The 16,898-nt window shown below is 61.4% G+C and carries 15 protein-coding genes, 1 tRNA gene and 1 rRNA gene; 11 read left to right on the plus strand and 6 right to left on the minus strand.

Annotated features, from left to right (window positions below):
* Nucleotides 1-78 precede the first annotated feature (78 nt).
* Both QZ196_RS10425 and QZ196_RS10430 read left to right on the plus strand, forming a co-directional pair.
* Nucleotides 79-930, plus strand: coding sequence for an ABC transporter ATP-binding protein (locus QZ196_RS10425; RefSeq protein ID WP_296426151.1), 852 nt, complete (start codon nucleotides 79-81; stop codon nucleotides 928-930).
* 14 nt (nucleotides 931-944) lie between these two features.
* Nucleotides 945-2,141, plus strand: coding sequence for a phenylacetate--CoA ligase family protein (locus QZ196_RS10430; protein WP_296426181.1), 1,197 nt, complete (start codon nucleotides 945-947; stop codon nucleotides 2,139-2,141).
* Between the two features lie 139 nt (nucleotides 2,142-2,280).
* On the opposite strand, the gene ykgO is transcribed toward QZ196_RS10430, so the two are convergent.
* Together ykgO and QZ196_RS10440 are read right to left on the minus strand one after the other, a co-directional pair.
* Nucleotides 2,281-2,406, minus strand: a complete 126-nt coding sequence (gene ykgO / locus QZ196_RS10435) for a type B 50S ribosomal protein L36 (protein ID WP_072746485.1) — start codon at nucleotides 2,404-2,406, stop codon at nucleotides 2,281-2,283.
* 67 nt (nucleotides 2,407-2,473) lie between these two features.
* Nucleotides 2,474-2,548: transfer RNA gene (locus tag QZ196_RS10440), tRNA-Val, on the minus strand.
* A 163-nt stretch (nucleotides 2,549-2,711) separates the two neighbouring features.
* Here QZ196_RS10440 and QZ196_RS10445 point away from each other — a divergent pair.
* Entirely contained in the window at nucleotides 2,712-3,569 is an 858-nt protein-coding gene (locus QZ196_RS10445) for an N-formylglutamate amidohydrolase (RefSeq protein WP_296426161.1), read from the plus strand.
* Nucleotides 3,570-3,642: 73 nt separating this feature from the next.
* Here QZ196_RS10445 and QZ196_RS10450 read toward each other — a convergent pair whose 3' ends face one another.
* Entirely contained in the window at nucleotides 3,643-4,896 is a 1,254-nt protein-coding gene (locus QZ196_RS10450) for a DNA polymerase IV (protein ID WP_296426162.1), read from the minus strand.
* 200 nt (nucleotides 4,897-5,096) lie between these two features.
* Between QZ196_RS10450 and QZ196_RS10455 the strand changes: the two genes are divergently transcribed.
* Together QZ196_RS10455 and QZ196_RS10460 are read left to right on the plus strand one after the other, a co-directional pair.
* Nucleotides 5,097-5,987, plus strand: a complete 891-nt coding sequence (locus tag QZ196_RS10455; RefSeq protein ID WP_296426163.1) for an SPFH domain-containing protein — start codon at nucleotides 5,097-5,099, stop codon at nucleotides 5,985-5,987.
* A 2-nt stretch (nucleotides 5,988-5,989) separates the two neighbouring features.
* Entirely contained in the window at nucleotides 5,990-6,274 is a 285-nt protein-coding gene (locus QZ196_RS10460; protein ID WP_296426165.1) for a hypothetical protein, read from the plus strand.
* A 60-nt stretch (nucleotides 6,275-6,334) separates the two neighbouring features.
* Here QZ196_RS10460 and pyrF read toward each other — a convergent pair whose 3' ends face one another.
* Nucleotides 6,335-7,024, minus strand: coding sequence for an orotidine-5'-phosphate decarboxylase (pyrF, locus tag QZ196_RS10465; protein WP_296426166.1), 690 nt, complete (start codon nucleotides 7,022-7,024; stop codon nucleotides 6,335-6,337).
* A gap of 213 nt (nucleotides 7,025-7,237) precedes the next feature.
* On the opposite strand from pyrF, the gene clpB reads away from it, so the two are divergent.
* Nucleotides 7,238-9,853, plus strand: a complete 2,616-nt coding sequence (gene clpB / locus QZ196_RS10470) for an ATP-dependent chaperone ClpB (RefSeq protein WP_296426167.1) — start codon at nucleotides 7,238-7,240, stop codon at nucleotides 9,851-9,853.
* A gap of 56 nt (nucleotides 9,854-9,909) precedes the next feature.
* Here the strand turns inward: clpB and QZ196_RS10475 are convergent, their stop codons facing one another.
* Nucleotides 9,910-10,404, minus strand: a complete 495-nt coding sequence (locus tag QZ196_RS10475; RefSeq protein ID WP_296426169.1) for a fasciclin domain-containing protein — start codon at nucleotides 10,402-10,404, stop codon at nucleotides 9,910-9,912.
* Nucleotides 10,405-10,479: 75 nt separating this feature from the next.
* The gene (locus tag QZ196_RS10480; RefSeq protein WP_296426184.1) at nucleotides 10,480-10,956 is read right to left on the minus strand and encodes a fasciclin domain-containing protein; all 477 of its coding nucleotides are present in this window, start codon (nucleotides 10,954-10,956) and stop codon (nucleotides 10,480-10,482) included.
* A gap of 268 nt (nucleotides 10,957-11,224) precedes the next feature.
* Between QZ196_RS10480 and QZ196_RS10485 the strand changes: the two genes are divergently transcribed.
* The 5 genes from QZ196_RS10485 to QZ196_RS10505 form a co-directional block, all read left to right on the plus strand.
* Complete coding sequence (locus QZ196_RS10485) at nucleotides 11,225-12,694, plus strand: FMN-binding glutamate synthase family protein (protein ID WP_296426170.1); 1,470 nt, start codon at nucleotides 11,225-11,227, stop codon at nucleotides 12,692-12,694.
* Nucleotides 12,695-12,814: 120 nt separating this feature from the next.
* Nucleotides 12,815-13,630 carry a hypothetical protein gene (locus QZ196_RS10490; RefSeq protein WP_296426172.1) on the plus strand — a complete coding sequence of 272 codons (816 nt, stop codon included), beginning with the start codon at nucleotides 12,815-12,817 and terminating at the stop codon, nucleotides 13,628-13,630.
* A gap of 170 nt (nucleotides 13,631-13,800) precedes the next feature.
* On the plus strand, nucleotides 13,801-14,730 hold the full coding sequence (gene msrP, locus QZ196_RS10495) for a protein-methionine-sulfoxide reductase catalytic subunit MsrP (RefSeq protein ID WP_296426174.1): 930 nt from the start codon (nucleotides 13,801-13,803) through the stop codon (nucleotides 14,728-14,730).
* Nucleotides 14,731-14,734: 4 nt separating this feature from the next.
* Nucleotides 14,735-15,376, plus strand: a complete 642-nt coding sequence (gene msrQ / locus QZ196_RS10500; protein WP_296426177.1) for a protein-methionine-sulfoxide reductase heme-binding subunit MsrQ — start codon at nucleotides 14,735-14,737, stop codon at nucleotides 15,374-15,376.
* A 669-nt stretch (nucleotides 15,377-16,045) separates the two neighbouring features.
* Nucleotides 16,046-16,898, plus strand: a 16S ribosomal RNA gene (locus tag QZ196_RS10505); the annotation flags it as partial.

The raw sequence follows: 16,898 nt of genomic DNA on the forward strand, positions 1-16,898 counted from the left end.
TCTGGGGGAATGTGGGGCGGCCCGAAAACAGGCGCCGGGGCACGTTAACCTTAACGAGATGTGAACGGGAGACCGGGGATGCTGGATCAGCCGACGAAGACCGAAAGCGCAGGCGCCGCACGTGCGACCGAGACGCTGTTGGAGGTCAACAATATCGAGGTGATCTACAATCATGTGATCCTTGTTTTGAAGGGCGTGAGCCTGTCGGTGCCAAAGGGCGGCATTACCGCGCTGCTGGGTGGCAATGGCGCGGGGAAGACCACGACCCTGAAGGCGATTTCGAACCTGCTGCATTCGGAGCGCGGGGAGGTGACCAAGGGCACCATTCATTACCGTGGCGAGCGGGTGCAGGATTTGAGCCCATCGGATCTGGTGGAGCGGGGCGTCATTCAGGTGATGGAGGGGCGGCATTGCTTTGAGCATCTGACCGTCGAGGAAAACCTGCTGACCGGATCTTACACAAGAAAAGACGGTCGCAGCGCGATCGAGGCGGACCTTGAGAAGGTCTATGCCTATTTCCCGCGTCTGAGGGAGCGCCGCAAAAGCCAGGCGGGATATACCAGTGGCGGTGAACAGCAGATGACGGCGATTGGCCGGGCGTTGATGTCCAAGCCCGAGACGATCTTGCTGGATGAGCCGAGCATGGGGTTGGCCCCGCAGTTGGTGGAGGAGATTTTCGGGATCGTGAAGGACCTGAACGAGAAGGAAGGCGTGAGCTTCTTGCTGGCGGAACAGAACACCAACGTGGCGCTGCGCTTTGCACATCAGGGGTATATTCTGGAGAGCGGGCGGGTCGTCATGGAAGGCCCGGCGGCGGAGCTGCGGGAAAATCCGGATGTGAAGGAATTCTATCTGGGCATGTCCGACGACGGGCGCAAATCGTTCCGCGAGGTCCGGTCTTATCGTCGTCGCAAGCGGTGGTTGAGCTGATGAAAGATGCGATGATGATCCATTTTGACGATCTGGAGACACGCAGCGCGGATCAGCGGGCGGCGGAGCAGTTGGCGGGTTTGCAGGCGCAGATTGCGCGCGTGATGGCGGCACCCGATACCTGCCTGCCCGGCATCGCCGCGATCGGGGATCTGGCCGATCTGGCGCGGCTGCCGGTGTTGCGGAAATCGCAGCTGGGTGAATGGCAGGCCGCGGCACCGCCGTTTGGCGGCATTCCCGTGCAGAACGTGGCGCATGTGTTTCAAAGCCCCGGCCCGATCTACGAGCCGGGTGGCGTTACCCATGACTGGTGGCGGATGGGGCGGTTCTTGCATGCTGCGGGGTTTGGCCCCGGCGATGTGGTGCAGAACTGTTTCGGATATCACCTGACGCCTGCGGGCATGATTTTCGAGTCCGGTGCGCGGGCTGTGGGCGCAACGGTTTTGCCTGCGGGCGTGGGGCAGACCGAATTGCAGGTTCGGGCGGCAAGGGATGTGGGGTCGACCGGGTATGCGGGGACGCCGGATTATCTGAAGGTGATTCTGGACAAGGCCCGCGAGATGGGTGTGCAGCTGCGCATTACCAAGGCGGCCGTCGGTGGCGGCGCGTTGTTTCCCAGCCTGCGGGCGGAATACGCGGAGCGTGGCATTGCGTGCCTGCAGTGCTATGCCACTGCCGATCTGGGCAATATTGCGTACGAGTCCCCCGCGATGGAGGGGATGATCATCGACGAGGGCGTGATCGTGGAGATCGTGCGCCCCGGCACCGGCGACCCGGTCGCGGTGGGCGAGGTGGGCGAGGTTCTGGTGACGACGTTGAACCCCGATTACCCGTTGATACGGTTCGCCACCGGCGATCTTTCGGCGATGCTGCCGGGGCAGAGCCCCTGCGGGAGGACCAACATGCGCATCAAGGGATGGATGGGGCGTGCCGACCAGACCACCAAGATCAAGGGCATGTTCGTGCGCCCCGAACAGGTGGCGGATTTCGTGGCCAAGCACCCGGAAGTTGCTCGCGCCCGTGTGATCGTCACGCGTGACGGTGAGATGGACGCGATGACGGTGCAAGTGGAGGCGGCTGGTGGCGACGCGGCGGCCTATGCCGCCAGTGCGGCCGAAAGCCTGAAGCTGAAAGGCAATATCGAGATCGTGGCGCCGGGCAGCCTACCCAATGATGGCAAGGTGATCGACGACCAACGCGTCTACGATTGAAATCTGGCCGACTGCGGCACGGGATGATCGGTGCGCGGACTTGCGGCCGGAGTTGGCGGCGATGAACGGGCACGCGCCCAAACCTTCAGATACAAAAAAGCCGCCCCTGAGGGCGGCCTTTTTCGCTCTCAACCAGCGTTCAGCCCTGACGGGCTTTGAACCGGCGCTGCGTCTTGTTGATCACATAGACGCGGCCCTTGCGGCGCACGACGCGGCAATCGCGGTGGCGCGCTTTGAGCGAGCGGAGTGAGTTCTTGACCTTCATGGCCTATCTCCTTCGTCGCGGCGCGGCGATGCGCCTTGGGTTGGTGGCCTTGCGGACAAGGCCGGAATGGTGGGCGATACAAGGTTCGAACTTGTGACCCCTTCGATGTCAACGAAGTGCTCTACCGCTGAGCTAATCGCCCGATACACCTGGATTTTGCCGATACACAAGGCCGTTGGCCCGATGGGCGGCATAGGCCCGGGTGAGGCTGGTCTATAAAAGGAGTCGATCAGGGGTTCAAGGGCTTTTGGCAACCAGAGAAAACCGGCTATATCTTTATGCGAACGGGATTGGAAACCACCTTGATGCGAACGCCCTACCGGTTGGAGTTGCCCAGTGAGATCAGCACCCCCGTGGTTGTGGCCTCGCCGCATTCGGGGCGTCACTATCCTTGGGCGTTCACGCGCCGGACCGTTCTGGACGAACGCACGATCAGATCATCGGAAGATGCGTTCATGGATATGCTGGTGAGCGAGGCGCCGATGCTGGGTGCGCCGATGCTGGCTGCCGAGTTTCCCCGCGCCTACGTGGACCTCAACCGTGCCGCCGAGGAAATGGACCCGGCGGTGGTGGATGGTGTGACGCGCACGGTACAGAATCCGCGGATCAGCAGCGGGCTGGGCGTGATCCCGCGCGTCGTTGCGAATGGCCGCATGATCTATCGCGGCAAGCTGACGCTGGATGAGGCGGAAACGCGGATCGAAGAGGTGTGGCGCCCCTATCACGCCTGCCTGCGCGGCCTGATGCAGGAGGCGCATGTCCGATTCGGGGAAGCGGTGCTGCTTGATTTCCATTCCATGCCGCATGAAGCGCTGGAAAACGTTGCACGGCCGGGGCAGCGGCGGCCCGAGGTGGTGTTGGGTGACAGGTTCGGTGCGTCGGCAAGCACGGAACTGGTCGAGGAGCTGGAGGCCGCCTTTGGCGCCGCAGGTCTTGTGGTCAGCCGCAATGCGCCGTTTGCGGGTGCCTATGTGACACAGACCTATGGCCGGCCTGCGCGGTGCCAGCATGCGGTGCAGATCGAGATTGATCGCGCGCTTTACATGAACGAGCGGCAAGTCAGGCCCAATGCGAATTTCCAAGACGTTAAAGCGATTATCACCGCCGTTCTGGGGCAGGTGATCGCCTCGCGGTCGGGGCAGATGCCGTTGGCGGCGGAGTAGCACGGCGCGGCGGCAAGGCCCGAAGCCCATACGATTGTGGGTTTGGTGGGGGCGGCATGCCACCGGCGCGGCGCTATCGCAGGGCGCGCCCCTTGCGGATGGCATCGGCGCCAAAACGGGTGCGGATGGCATCGGCGGCGCGTTCGGCGGCAAGGCGTTTGGATTGCGCAGGGTCGAGCAGGTCGCCCGATCGATCCGCGAGCGCGGCAGGGATGAGGTCGGACAGACCCACACCAAGCAGGCGATAGGGCAGGCGGTGATCGACCTGATCAAAGAGCGCGCGGGCGATGCGATACAGGCTATCGGCCATCTGTGTGCCGTCTGACAGGCTGGTGCGGCGGGTGATCGCGGAGAAATCCGCGCGCTTGAGTTTGAGGGTGACGACGCGCCCGGCCAGATTTCGCGCCTTGGCCCGGTCAGCGACCTTTTCGGACAAGCGCCAGATATGGCCGTCGAGGATATCGGGATTGCCGATATCGTCGGAAAACGTGGTTTCGTTCGAGATGCTTTTGACGGCCCGGTCGCGTTTGACGCGGCGGGCATCTTCGCCGCGCGCCAATTGGTGCAGGCGCAGACCGGTTTGGCCAAATCGCGTTATCAGGGATTTTTCATCCCACCGGCGCAGATCGGCGAAGGTGCGGATGCCGACCTTGTCGAGGCTGGCCTGTGCCGCCGGACCGATACCCCAGATCATGCGCACGGGTTTGTCGGTGAGGAAATCGACGGTTTCAGCCTTGCCGATCACCGAAAAACCGCGGGGTTTGTCGAGGTCTGAAGCGAGTTTGGCGAGGAACTTGTTGTGGCTGAGGCCGACCGAGCCAGTGATGCCAAGTTCGGACTGCATGCGCTTTACAAGGCCGGCCATCAGCGCTGCGGGGGGTTTTCCATGCAACCGTGCGGTGCCGGACAGATCCAGAAACGCCTCATCCAGCGACAACGGCTCGATTGCCGGGGTCAGATCCTCCATCATGGCGCGGATCTGACGGCTGACATCGGCATAGACATCCATGCGGCCACGCACGACCACTGCTTCGGGGCAGAGCTTAAGCGCCTGAAACATCGGCATGGCGGACCGCACGCCCTTGATGCGCGCGATATAGCAGGCGGTGGAGACCACGCCGCGCCGCCCACCGCCGATGATCACGGGCTTGTCGCGCAGGTCGGGGTTATCGCGTTTTTCGACAGACGCGTAGAAAGCATCGCAATCCATATGGGCGATGGAAAGATCCCAGAGTTCGGGGTGCGACATGATCCGGGGCCTGCCGCACGCGGGGCAGCGGCGACCGGTGTCGAACATGTGCAGGCAATCGCGGCAAAGGGCGGGCATGATGAAGGAACGATACGGCCGAACGGCGCAGGCTGAAAGCGGGCGATTTGAAAATCGGGTGACGGTGCCGTGTGGTTCGGGGGCGCGGGCGACGGAGATGCGGTGCCATGCTGCAACGCATCAACGCCGTCGTGCGCCAAAGGGTTTGCGCATGGGCGAAAACTCCTCATATTCCAGCCATGAAAAATGAGGATTCTTTCATGGATTTGGAACAGCTGATTGCCGATATCGTCGGCGGCAACCTTGTGGTGCTGTTGTTGGCGCTTTTCATCATTCTGTGCATCTACATGTCGATCCGCATCGTGCCGCAGAGCGAGCAGCATGTGGTGGAGCGGTTCGGGCGGCTGAAGTCGGTGCTGGGGCCGGGCATCAACTTCATCGTGCCGTTTCTGGACCGGATCGCGCATCGTGTGTCTATTCTGGAGCGGCAATTGCCCAATGCGGAACAAGACGCCATCACCAAGGACAACGTTCTGGTCAAGATCGATACCAGCGTGTTCTACCGCATCTTGCAGCCGGAGCGGACGGTTTACCGGATCCGCGATGTTGACGGCGCCATTGCGACGACTGTCGCGGGCATCGTGCGGGCCGAAATTGGCAAGATGGATCTGGACGAGGTGCAATCGAACCGCAACCAGTTGATCGCCGAAATCAAGACGATGGTCGAAAGTGCGGTCGACGACTGGGGCATCGAGGTGACACGGGCAGAGTTGCTGGATGTGAATCTGGACCAAGCCACGCGGGACGCAATGCTGCAGCAGTTGAACGCCGAGCGGGAACGCCGCGCGGCCGTGACACGCGCAGAAGGGCAGAAGCGGGCGGTGGAACTGCAGGCGGATGGTGAGCTTTATGCCGCCAAGCAGGAGGCTGAAGCGCGCCGAATCGAGGCGGACGCCGAGGCATATGCGACCGGAGTGGTGGCCGAGGCGATCGCCAAGGGCGGGCTGGAAGCCGTGCAATACAACATTGCGTTGGAGCAGGTGAAGGCGATTGGCAAGGTCGCGCAGGGTGCGGGGACGCAGACGATCATCGTGCCAGCGGATGCCGTGGATGCATTTGGAAAGGCATTCCAGATGCTGAAAGGGCGCTGATCATGTGGGATCAATGGTGGCTTTGGGGGGCAGCGGCGTTGGTATTGGCAATCGGCGAGGTGCTGTTGCCAAGCTTTGTCCTGTTGGGGTTCGCGATTGGCGCTGGATTGGTGGGGATCATCTTGTTCGTCGGTGGGCCGCTGGCACTTTGGCTGGGCGCGTCGTTGCCGATGATGCTGCTGGTATTTGCAGTGATGTCCCTGATTGCGTGGGGCGGATTGCGGCAATGGCTGGGCGTGCGGCGCGGGCAGGTCAAAACCTTCGATCACGATATCAACGACAATTGACGCCATGCCCCTGACGGGGGCGTGGCGGCGTGGCGCGCCGCAGTCAGGCTCGCGCGGACATCAGGGAAGTTCGGCCAGAACGGCTTGGGCTGCCGCGCGCGGGTCGGCGGCCTGCCAAATCGGACGACCGACGACGATATGATCGGCCCCGCCGCCGATAGCGCTGGCAGGGGTGGCCACCCGTTTTTGATCACCAAAGGCGGCACCTGCCGGACGCACGCCCGGTGTCACGATCAGTTTTTCAAAAGATTCGGGCAGGGCGCGGATGGCCGCGGCCTCTTGCGGCGAGGAGACGACGCCGTGGGCCCCGGCGTCAAAGGCGCGGCCCGCGCGGTCAATCACAAGATCAGGCACCGCGCCATCGCGGATCAGACAGGCGTCAAGATCGGCGCGGTCAAGCGATGTGAGGATTGTGATCGCGAGGATTTTCAGGTTGCTGCCCGATGCGCCCTGAACGGCGGCGCGCACCACGTGGGGGTCGCCGTGCACTGTCAGGAAATCAAGGTCGAACCGCGACAGCCCGCGCACGGCCGCTTCGACCGTGGAGCCGATGTCGAACAGTTTCATGTCCAGAAAGATCCGCTTGCCGTGGTCTTGCTTGAGCTCGTTGGCCAAGGCAAGCCCGCCGCCTGTCAACATGCCAAGGCCGATCTTGTAAAAGCTCGCGGCATCGCCAATGCGTTCGGCAAGGTCCAGCCCGGTCACTGCGTCAGGCACGTCGAGGGCCACGATCAAGCGGTCATCTGTCATTTGTTTTCCCCCGGCTTGCGATATGGGGCTTGCTTAGAAGGCGGGCGTTGGCCTGTCCACTGGGCGCGGAAAAAAAGTCGGCAGGTCGCGGATTGGGTTGGCGCAGACTTGATGGAACGCAACGACGTTCCCATCTGATTACATGAGGCTTGCAAATGCCGCGTGCCGAATGTGGGCGTGGCGATGGCGGGCGCTTTGATAAGGAGAAGACACATGAACTTGGAGAAGTTCACGGACCGCGCGCGCGGGTTCTTGCAGGCCGCGCAGACAATCGCACAGCGCGAAGATCACCAGAAACTGGCACCCGAACATCTGCTCAAGGCGCTGATGGATGACGATCAGGGCATGGCCGCGAACCTGATCGGTCGCGCCGGTGGCGACGCCGCGCGGGTGCGCGAAAGCGTCGAGTTGGCGTTGGCTAAGATGCCCAAGGTCACGGGCGATGCTGGCCAGATCTATATGGATGGCCAGACGGCCAAGGTGCTGGATGAGGCACAGAAGGTTGCCCAGAAGGCGGGCGACAGTTTCGTTCCTGTCGAGCGCATTCTGACGGCACTGGCGATGGTCAAATCCAAGGCCCGCGAGGCATTGGAGGCCGGTAACGTCAACGCGCAGGCGCTGAACACCGCAATCAACGATCTGCGCAAGGGGCGCACCGCGGATACGTCGGGCGCCGAAGATAGCTATGAGGCGTTGAACAAATATGCCCGCGACCTGACCGAGGCCGCGCGGGAGGGCAAGATCGACCCGATCATCGGTCGTGACGAGGAAATTCGTCGCGCCATGCAGGTGCTGAGCCGCCGGACGAAGAACAACCCGGTGCTGATTGGTGAGCCGGGCGTAGGCAAGACCGCGATTGCGGAGGGTCTGGCGCTGCGGATTGTGAACGGTGACGTGCCCGAAAGCCTGCGCAACAAGACGCTGATGGCGCTGGATATGGGCGCGTTGATTGCCGGGGCGAAGTATCGCGGCGAATTCGAGGAGCGGCTGAAGGCCGTCTTGTCGGAAATTACCGCCGCTGCGGGCGACATCATCTTGTTCATCGATGAGATGCACACGCTGGTTGGTGCGGGCAAGGGGGACGGCGCGATGGACGCGGCTAACCTGATCAAGCCGGCGCTGGCGCGCGGGGAATTGCACTGCATCGGGGCCACGACGCTGGATGAATACCGCAAGTATGTGGAGAAGGATGCGGCGTTGGCCCGCCGGTTCCAACCGCTGATGGTGGATGAGCCAACGGTGGAAGACACCATCTCGATCTTGCGGGGCATCAAGGAAAAATACGAGTTGCACCACGGGGTTCGCATCTCGGATGCGGCTTTGGTGGCGGCGGCGACCCTTTCGGCGCGCTATATCACCGACCGGTTTCTGCCGGACAAGGCGATTGACCTGATGGACGAGGCCGCCAGCCGGTTGCGGATGGAGGTCGATTCAAAGCCCGAGGAGCTGGACGCGCTGGATCGACAGATCTTGCAGATGCAGATCGAGGCGGAGGCCCTGAAGAAAGAGGACGATGCCGCAAGCAAGGACCGTCTGGTAAAGATCGAGAAAGAGCTGGGCGACCTGCAGGAACGTTCATCCGAAATGACCGCGCAATGGCAGTCTGAACGGGATAAGCTGGAAAGTGCGCGCGGACTGAAGGAAAAGCTGGACCATGCCCGCGCGGAGTTGGAGCAGGCCAAGCGAAACGGCGATCTGGCGAAAGCCGGCGAGCTTTCCTATGGCGTGATCCCGCAGCTTGAGAAGGAGCTGGCGGTTGCAGAGGCGGCGGAAGATGACCTGATGGTCGAGGAAGCCGTGCGACCCGAACAGATTGCCGCCGTGGTTGAACGGTGGACCGGCATTCCGATGTCCAAGATGCTGGAAGGCGAGCGGGAAAAGCTGCTGCGGATGGAAGAAGAGCTGGGTCGCCGGGTCATTGGCCAGCACGCAGCCGTTACGGCGGTGTCGAACGCCGTGCGCCGAGCGCGGGCAGGGTTGCAGGATGAAAACCGCCCGCTTGGCAGCTTTCTGTTTCTGGGGCCAACCGGCGTGGGCAAGACCGAATTGACCAAGGCATTGGCCGAATACCTGTTCGATGACGATAGCGCGATGGTGCGCATCGACATGAGCGAGTTCATGGAGAAGCATTCCGTATCACGGTTGATCGGCGCGCCTCCGGGGTATGTCGGGTATGATGAGGGTGGCGTGCTGACCGAGGCGGTGCGGCGTAGGCCCTATCAGGTGATCTTGTTCGATGAGGTCGAGAAGGCGCACCCCGAGGTCTTCAACGTCCTGTTGCAGGTGCTGGATGATGGTATTCTGACAGATGGGCAGGGACACCGGGTCGATTTCAAGCAGACGCTGATCGTGTTGACGTCAAACCTTGGGTCGCAGGCCTTGAGCCAGCTTGAGGATGGGGCCGATGTGGCCACCGCCAAGCGCAATGTCATGGATGCCGTGCGCGCCCATTTCCGGCCCGAGTTCCTGAACCGGCTGGACGACATGATCGTGTTCGACCGGCTGAGCCGTGAAAACATGGACGCGATCGTGGATATTCAGATCGGGCTGCTGCAGAAGCGGTTGGCACAACGCAAGATCGCGTTGTTGCTGGATGATGCTGCGCGGACATGGCTGGCCGACGAAGGCTATGACCCGGTGTTTGGGGCAAGGCCGCTGAAGCGGGTGATCCAGAACAGTCTGCAGAACCAGTTGGCCGAGTTGATTCTGGCCGGTGACGTCAAGGATGGTGATACGCTTTCGGTCAGCGCCGGGCCGGATGGGTTGTTGGTTGGTGGCAGGGTTGCTGCCAGCAACAGACCAAAGCCGGATGATGCGGTGGTCCACTAGATACGACAACGCCCCCGGGAAGCCGGGGGCGTTTTCCATTCGGGCCTGAGTTAAGCTCAGTGTGGGAGCAGAACGCCGTCGATGATGTGCACAACGCCGTTGGAGGCCAGCACATCGGGTGTGGTAACGTTGATGGTGCGGTTCAGGACAACGCCCGACCCGCGCCCGTCGACGGTGATGAAACTGCCCTGCACGGTCGGGACGCGCCCGAACTGACCCAGCAGGCCAGAGGCGGGATAATAGCTGCCCGATACATGGTAGGTCAGGACGTTGGTCAGCGCGGCGGTATCCGCAAGCAAGCTGTCAAGAACGCCGTGGGGCAGCGCATCGAACGCCGCGTTGGTCGGCGCGAATACGGTGAAGGTGCCGGGGGCGGACAGTGTTTCGACCAGCCCGGCGGCGGTTACGGCCGCGACAAGCGTCGACAGGTCGGGGGTGGCGACGGCCAGATCGACGATTGTTGCAGACTGACCATAGGAAATGCTTGGAGCCGACAGGGCAGCCGCGGCAACCGCGGTCCCGGAGGCGGCAAAGAATTGGCGACGGTTCATGTGTGTTCCTCCTGTTTCTTGTGGTGATGAAAAAGAAACGGGCGGGACATGTCTGCCCCGCCCGTAATGGTCTATTTACATCGGCGGCAAGATGACGGCGTCGATGACGTGGATCACGCCGTTCGATGCCACGATGTCGGCGGTGGTGACGTTTGCGTCATTCACGGTCACGCCGCCTTCGGTGCCGATGGTGATGTCCGCGCCGTTGACGGTTGTAGCGGTCATGCCATCGGTCAGGTCGGTGGACATCACGGTCCCGGCAACGACGTGGTAGGTCAGGATTGCCGTCAGGGTCGGAATGTCAGCCAACAAGGCCTCGACAGTGCCTTCGGGCAGGGCTGCGAAAGCTTCATCGGTGGGTGCGAACACGGTGAAGGGGCCTTCGCCGGTCAGTGTTTCGACCAAGCCAGCGGCTTCCAGAGCGGCGGCAAGGGTGGTGAAGTTGCCGGCAGCAACGGCGGTGTCGACGATGTTCATGGAGTGGGCATCGGCGAAGGCGGGAGCGGCGAGAGCGGTGGATGCTGCAAGTGCGAGAAGCGTACGACGGATCATCATGGACAAAACTCCTAGGTGTGATGCGATCGAGGCAGTGAGCGCCCCGTCGATCAGGCAAATGACGTGGGGTCGTGGTGTTTCAAGATCGGCAGAATGGCGCTGGTGCCCTTGACCGAGCGCGTTTTCCGCCTAAGCCGCACGGTTTTTTCCGTTCCAGTCAATTTGCCGTGAAATCATGTGACCGGGCGTTATCGACTGTTTCAACCGTCACTGGACTTGGGGGCCGCATTGGCGATGATGCGGCGATCATAAAAGGACAAGACGCATGACAATGACCCCCTATTTCGAGGCGCTTGCGCTGGCATTCTGGCTGGTGATCGGGTGCGCGGTGTTGGCGCTGGTGATTATCGGGATCATCGACAGGGTGCAGACCGCCGACGCGATCCGCCGGAACTATCCTGTCATCGGGCGGTTCCGGGGGCTTTTCTCGGCGCTTGGCGAATTCTTTCGGCAGTACTTCTTTGCAATGGATCGGGAGGAGCTGCCGTTCAACCGGGCGCAACGCGATTGGGTCATGCATGCGGGAGACGGGCAGGACAATACCCGCGCCTTCGGATCGACGCGCAATATAAGTGTGGTGGGGACACCCTTGTTCACGCCCGCCCCCTTTCCGCCGCTGGATGACCAGTTTGCCAAGTCCACACCGATGGTGATCGGGCCGCAGGCTGTGACACCTTATAATGCGACCTCTTTTTTCAACATTTCCGGCATGAGTTATGGCGCGATATCCCGGCCTGCGGTTCTGGCGCTGAGCAGGGGGGCAGCGAAGGCCGGAATGTGGATGAACACCGGCGAAGGTGGCCTGTCGCCCTATCATCTGGAAGGCGGGGCCGACATCGTGTTTCAGATTGGAACGGCCAAGTATGGGGTGCGGGATGCGCAGGGCCATCTGGATGACGCCAAGCTGTGCGCCATCGCCGAGCACCCGCAGGTCAAGATGTTCGAGATCAAGCTGGCGCAGGGGGCGAAACCCGGAAAGGGCGGCATCCTGCCCGGTGCCAAGATCACGCCCGAGATTGCAAAGATCCGGGGGATCAAGGTGGGAGAGGACAGCATCTCGCCCAACCGTCACCGGGAGGTGAGCAATACGGACGAGTTGTTGGACATGATCGCCCATGTCCGCGCCGTGACGGGAAAGCCAACGGGCATCAAGACGGTCATGGGCGGGCTGGACCCGTTTCGCGACCTGTTTGATGCCATCATCAGGCGGGGGATCGAAAGCGCGCCTGATTTCATCACGCTTGATGGAGGCGAAGGCGGCACCGGGGCCGCGCCCATGCCGCTGATGGATCTGGTGGGCATGTCGATCCGTGAGGCGCTGCCGCTGTTGACGGACCTGCGCAACCGCGCCGGGCTGAAGGAACGCATCAGGCTGGTGGCCAGCGGCAAGCTGGTAAACCCCGGCGATGTGGCTTGGGCGCTGGCGGCTGGGGCCGATTTTGTAACATCCGCGCGGGGCTTCATGTTCAGCCTTGGCTGCATTCAGGCGCTCAAATGCAACAAGAACACCTGCCCGACCGGCATCACCACGCACGACCCGCGGTTTCAGAAGGGGCTGGTGGTGGAGGACAAGGACAGGCGCGTGGCGGCGTATGGCAAGGGAATTGTCAAAGAAGTTGAGACGATTGCCCATTCCGTCGGCGTGTCGGAACCACGGTTGTTGCGGCGCAGGCATGTGCGGCTGGTGCAGCCCGATGGCACCAGCAAACCCATGAACGAGATGTTTCCAAGCTGATCGACGCCATTTCGCGCGCGGCGTCTGATGGTCGTCAGAGGGCCGCAGTGCGCGATGCCTTATCCTTGCCATGGGGCGCGATTCATCGCCCCCGCACGACAGGGCAAAGGAGGGTGCGTGATGCGACAGCAATGGATTTCAATGATGTTGGTTGGCTTGGGGCTGGCCGTGGTGGCGGGGTTCGGCACCCCCGCGATGGCGCAGCTGGGCGACAACAGTTGTATCTGGGCCAATGACGGGGAATGCGACGACCCGACGGTTCCGGGGCACATGACGACGGCCTGTGCGCCGGGCACGGATGCGAACGATTGCAGCAACCCTGCGGCGCTAATTGGCGGCGGCTCGGGCGGGTCGGGCGGTGCTGCCGGTGGTCCGAACAGTTGTATCTGGGCCAATGACGGGGAATGCGACGACCCGACGGTTCCGGGGCACATGACGACGGCCTGTGCGCCGGGCACGGATGCGAACGATTGCAGCAACCCTGCGGCGCTAATTGGCGGCGGCAGCCAGCAAGGTGGCAACACCGGTGCGGGCGGATCGCCCGACACCTATGCGCCGTGGACGCGGATCACCAACGACCAACGTCATTATGCAACGCAGCCCGGCGGGGTACTGGGCTTGCTGGTCACCGGCGGCATGGCGTTCGAGGCCGGCACCTATACGATCTATCACGGGTTGACCGACGGGTCGGGGCCACAGTCGCCGATCTGGAACATCCAGTCGGAAACCGTGGTTCTGGTTCCGGGCGAACGGTATATCGCGCGCGCATCGGGTGGGGGGCTGGTGTCGTTCGCGCCGGGTGGCGGGGCGCTGACGATGTATCCGCAACCACAGCGTGGCTATGCGATGATCTATGCGCGCAATGATGACGTCACACATTGGCGCGCGATGTGCGTTGTGCCAAGCGGCTGGCCCATCGCCTATTGCGGCAACTGACGCGGCACGGGGCGGCGCCCGATCCGTCTCGGATCGGGCGCCGTGAAGGCCGTCATGCGGCACACGCGATGATGACGTGATCCTGAAATTTTCGTGAGAAGTGATGTCATCCCTTGGGAAACGCCCATGTCTTGGGGCAGGTTGCAGTCAAGCAAACCAAGGAGACCCGCATGGCATACCGCTATAATTCCGATCTGACCCGGGACGACGTGACCCCGAGGGAGGTCTATCTGAACCGTCGCCAGATCATGATGGGCAGCGGCGCGATGTTGGGTGCCGGCCTGATCGGGGGGGCGGCGCACGCGCAGGCCGTCGCGCAAACCGGCGGGGCGTGGGATTTGACGCTCAATTCGCTCGAAGAGATCACGACCTATAACAACTTCTATGAATTCGGCACCGGCAAGGACGATCCGGCGCGCTATGCCCGTGCGCTGACGACCGCGCCTTGGGAGATCGTGATTGATGGCATGGTCGACAACCCCGGCACCTATTCCTTTGACCAGATCATGGAGGGCATGACCGTCGAAGAACGCATCTATCGCCTGCGCTGTGTCGAGCGGTGGTCGATGGTGGTGCCGTGGAACGGTTTCGAGTTGGCCGACCTGCTTAATCGTGTTGGCGTGCAGGAGGGTGCGCAATACGTCGCGTTCGAAACCGCCATGCGCCCCGAAGAGATGCCGGGGCTTGCCTATCCCATTATCGATTGGCCCTACCGCGAAGGTTTGCGTCTGGACGAGGCGATGCATCCCCTGACGATCTTGGCGACGGGCATCTATGGAGAGGCAATGCCAAACCAGAACGGCGCGCCGATCCGTTTGGTGGTGCCGTGGAAGTATGGCTACAAATCAATCAAGTCGATCGTGCGCATCACCTTGACCGATGAACAGCCGCGGACGGCATGGAACACATATTCGACCCAGGAATACGGGTTCTATTCCAATGTGAACCCGAACCGAGACCACCCACGCTGGAGCCAGGCCGAAGAACGGCGGATCGGCGGCGGGTTGTTTGCGTCACGGATCCCGACGTTGATGTTCAACGGCTATGAGGACGAGGTCGCCAGCTTGTACGCGGGCATGGACCTGAACGAGTTCCACTGATCCGATGACCGATACCTCATCCATTCGCGGCGACGGGCAGACATGGGTGGCGCCTCTGAACGGGGCGCTGCGCCGTGTGCCGGTGTGGCCTCTCTACGTCATCGGGGCCGCATGGGGTGGCTGGCTGTTCTGGCTGGCGGCGACAGGCGGTCTGGGGGTGGAGCCGATCGAGGCGCTGGAACACAGGTATGGACAGTTGTCGCTGCAACTTCTGGTGGCCGGATTGGCGGTCACGCCGCTGCGCAAGTTGCTGGGCATCAATCTGATGAAGTTCCGGCGCGCGATCGGTGTGCTGACCTTCTTCTTTCTTTTGGCGCATTTCCTTGTCTGGGCCGTTCTGGACGTACAGACGGCATCGGCAATCTGGGCCGATATCCTGAAACGCCCATATGTGACCATCGGGATGGCGGGGTTCTTGATGCTGATCCCACTTGGGCTGACGTCGAACAACTGGTCCGTCCGTAAATTGGGGGGGGCGGCATGGCGCAAACTGCACAAGCTCGTTTACCCGGCGGCGGTGCTGGGGGCGTTGCACTTTGTGTGGCTGGCGAAGGGCTTTCAGATCGAACCACTGATCTATCTGGGAATCATCGTGGGGCTGTTGGCGATCCGATTCTGGCCTGCCTTGGGCTTTGGCAGGCGTTGAACCACCCGACTCGGTCGCAATTCACGCAGCGCAGATTCCACATCTGGGGACAGTTCTGGGGATAACCCAATATCTGGGGTATCTGGGTAAGATGCACCGGTTTTCAGCGCCGGTCCGATATGCCCATCGCCCTGCCAAGTGCCCTGCCGGACCGAATGTCGTCATGCGCAACACCATGAAAATATGAGAAAAAACGCCCCTGGCGCAAAAAATCTCATCTTTCTGGAAAAAAGCACTTGCGGGTCTGGTTCGGTGCTCGTAGATACGCCGTCACCGGAGGCGCAGAGATGCTGCATCCGGGGCGCCAAGGGGTTGCGGTGGAGACGCGGCGGCTTTGAGGCGGAGAATAAAATCGAGGGAATGCAGGCGGGGCGCGCCACAAGTTACGGCGCATCTCGGATTTGTATTGCCTCGCGCTCTTTGACATTGCTGGTTACTGAAGAGATATGTGGGCGGTTTGGTTCATTCGATGGATCAACGTCTGTATATCGCGCTAGTAGGGTTTTGGCCCGATGATCTAGTGTCAGCTTCACTGTTTGGACGGCTTTCGGTTTCTTTTGAAACCTGAAGCACAACAAACAGAAAGACTGTTTTATGGTGTTTCCTAGCCGGAGCATCATGGAACGATGTGCAGAGGTTCGAACGTCAAGGACACGTCGCAAGACGTTTCAACTTGAGAGTTTGATCCTGGCTCAGAACGAACGCTGGCGGCAGGCCTAACACATGCAAGTCGAGCGCACCCTTCGGGGCGAGCGGCGGACGGGTTAGTAACGCGTGGGAACATACCCTTTTCTACGGAATAGCCTCGGGAAACTGAGAGTAATACCGTATACGCCCTTCGGGGGAAAGATTTATCGGTGAAGGATTGGCCCGCGTTGGATTAGGTAGTTGGTGGGGTAATGGCCTACCAAGCCGACGATCCATAGCTGGTTTGAGAGGATGATCAGCAACACTGGGACTGAGACACGGCCCAGACTCCTACGGGAGGCAGCAGTGGGGAATCTTAGACAATGGGCGCAAGCCTGATCTAGCCATGCCGCGTGAGTGACGAAGGCCTTAGGGTCGTAAAGCTCTTTCGCCAGAGATGATAATGACAGTATCTGGTAAAGAAACCCCGGCTAACTCCGTGCCAGCAGCCGCGGTAATACGGAGGGGGTTAGCGTTGTTCGGAATTACTGGGCGTAAAGCGCACGTAGGCGGACTATTAAGTGAGGGGTGAAATCCCAGGGCTCAACCCTGGAACTGCCTCTCATACTGGTAGTCTTGAGTTCGAGAGAGGTGAGTGGAATTCCGAGTGTAGAGGTGAAATTCGTAGATATTCGGAGGAACACCAGTGGCGAAGGCGGCTCACTGGCTCGATACTGACGCTGAGGTGCGAAAGCGTGGGGAGCAAACAGGATTAGATACCCTGGTAGTCCACGCCGTAAACGATGAATGCCAGACGTCAGGGGGCTTGCCCTTTGGTGTCACACCTAACGGATTAAGCATTCCGCCTGGGGAGTACGGTCGCAAGATTAAAACT

Origin of the sequence: Yoonia sp., from assembly GCF_017854565.1 — a bacterium.
Lineage (GTDB): Bacteria > Pseudomonadota > Alphaproteobacteria > Rhodobacterales > Rhodobacteraceae > Yoonia.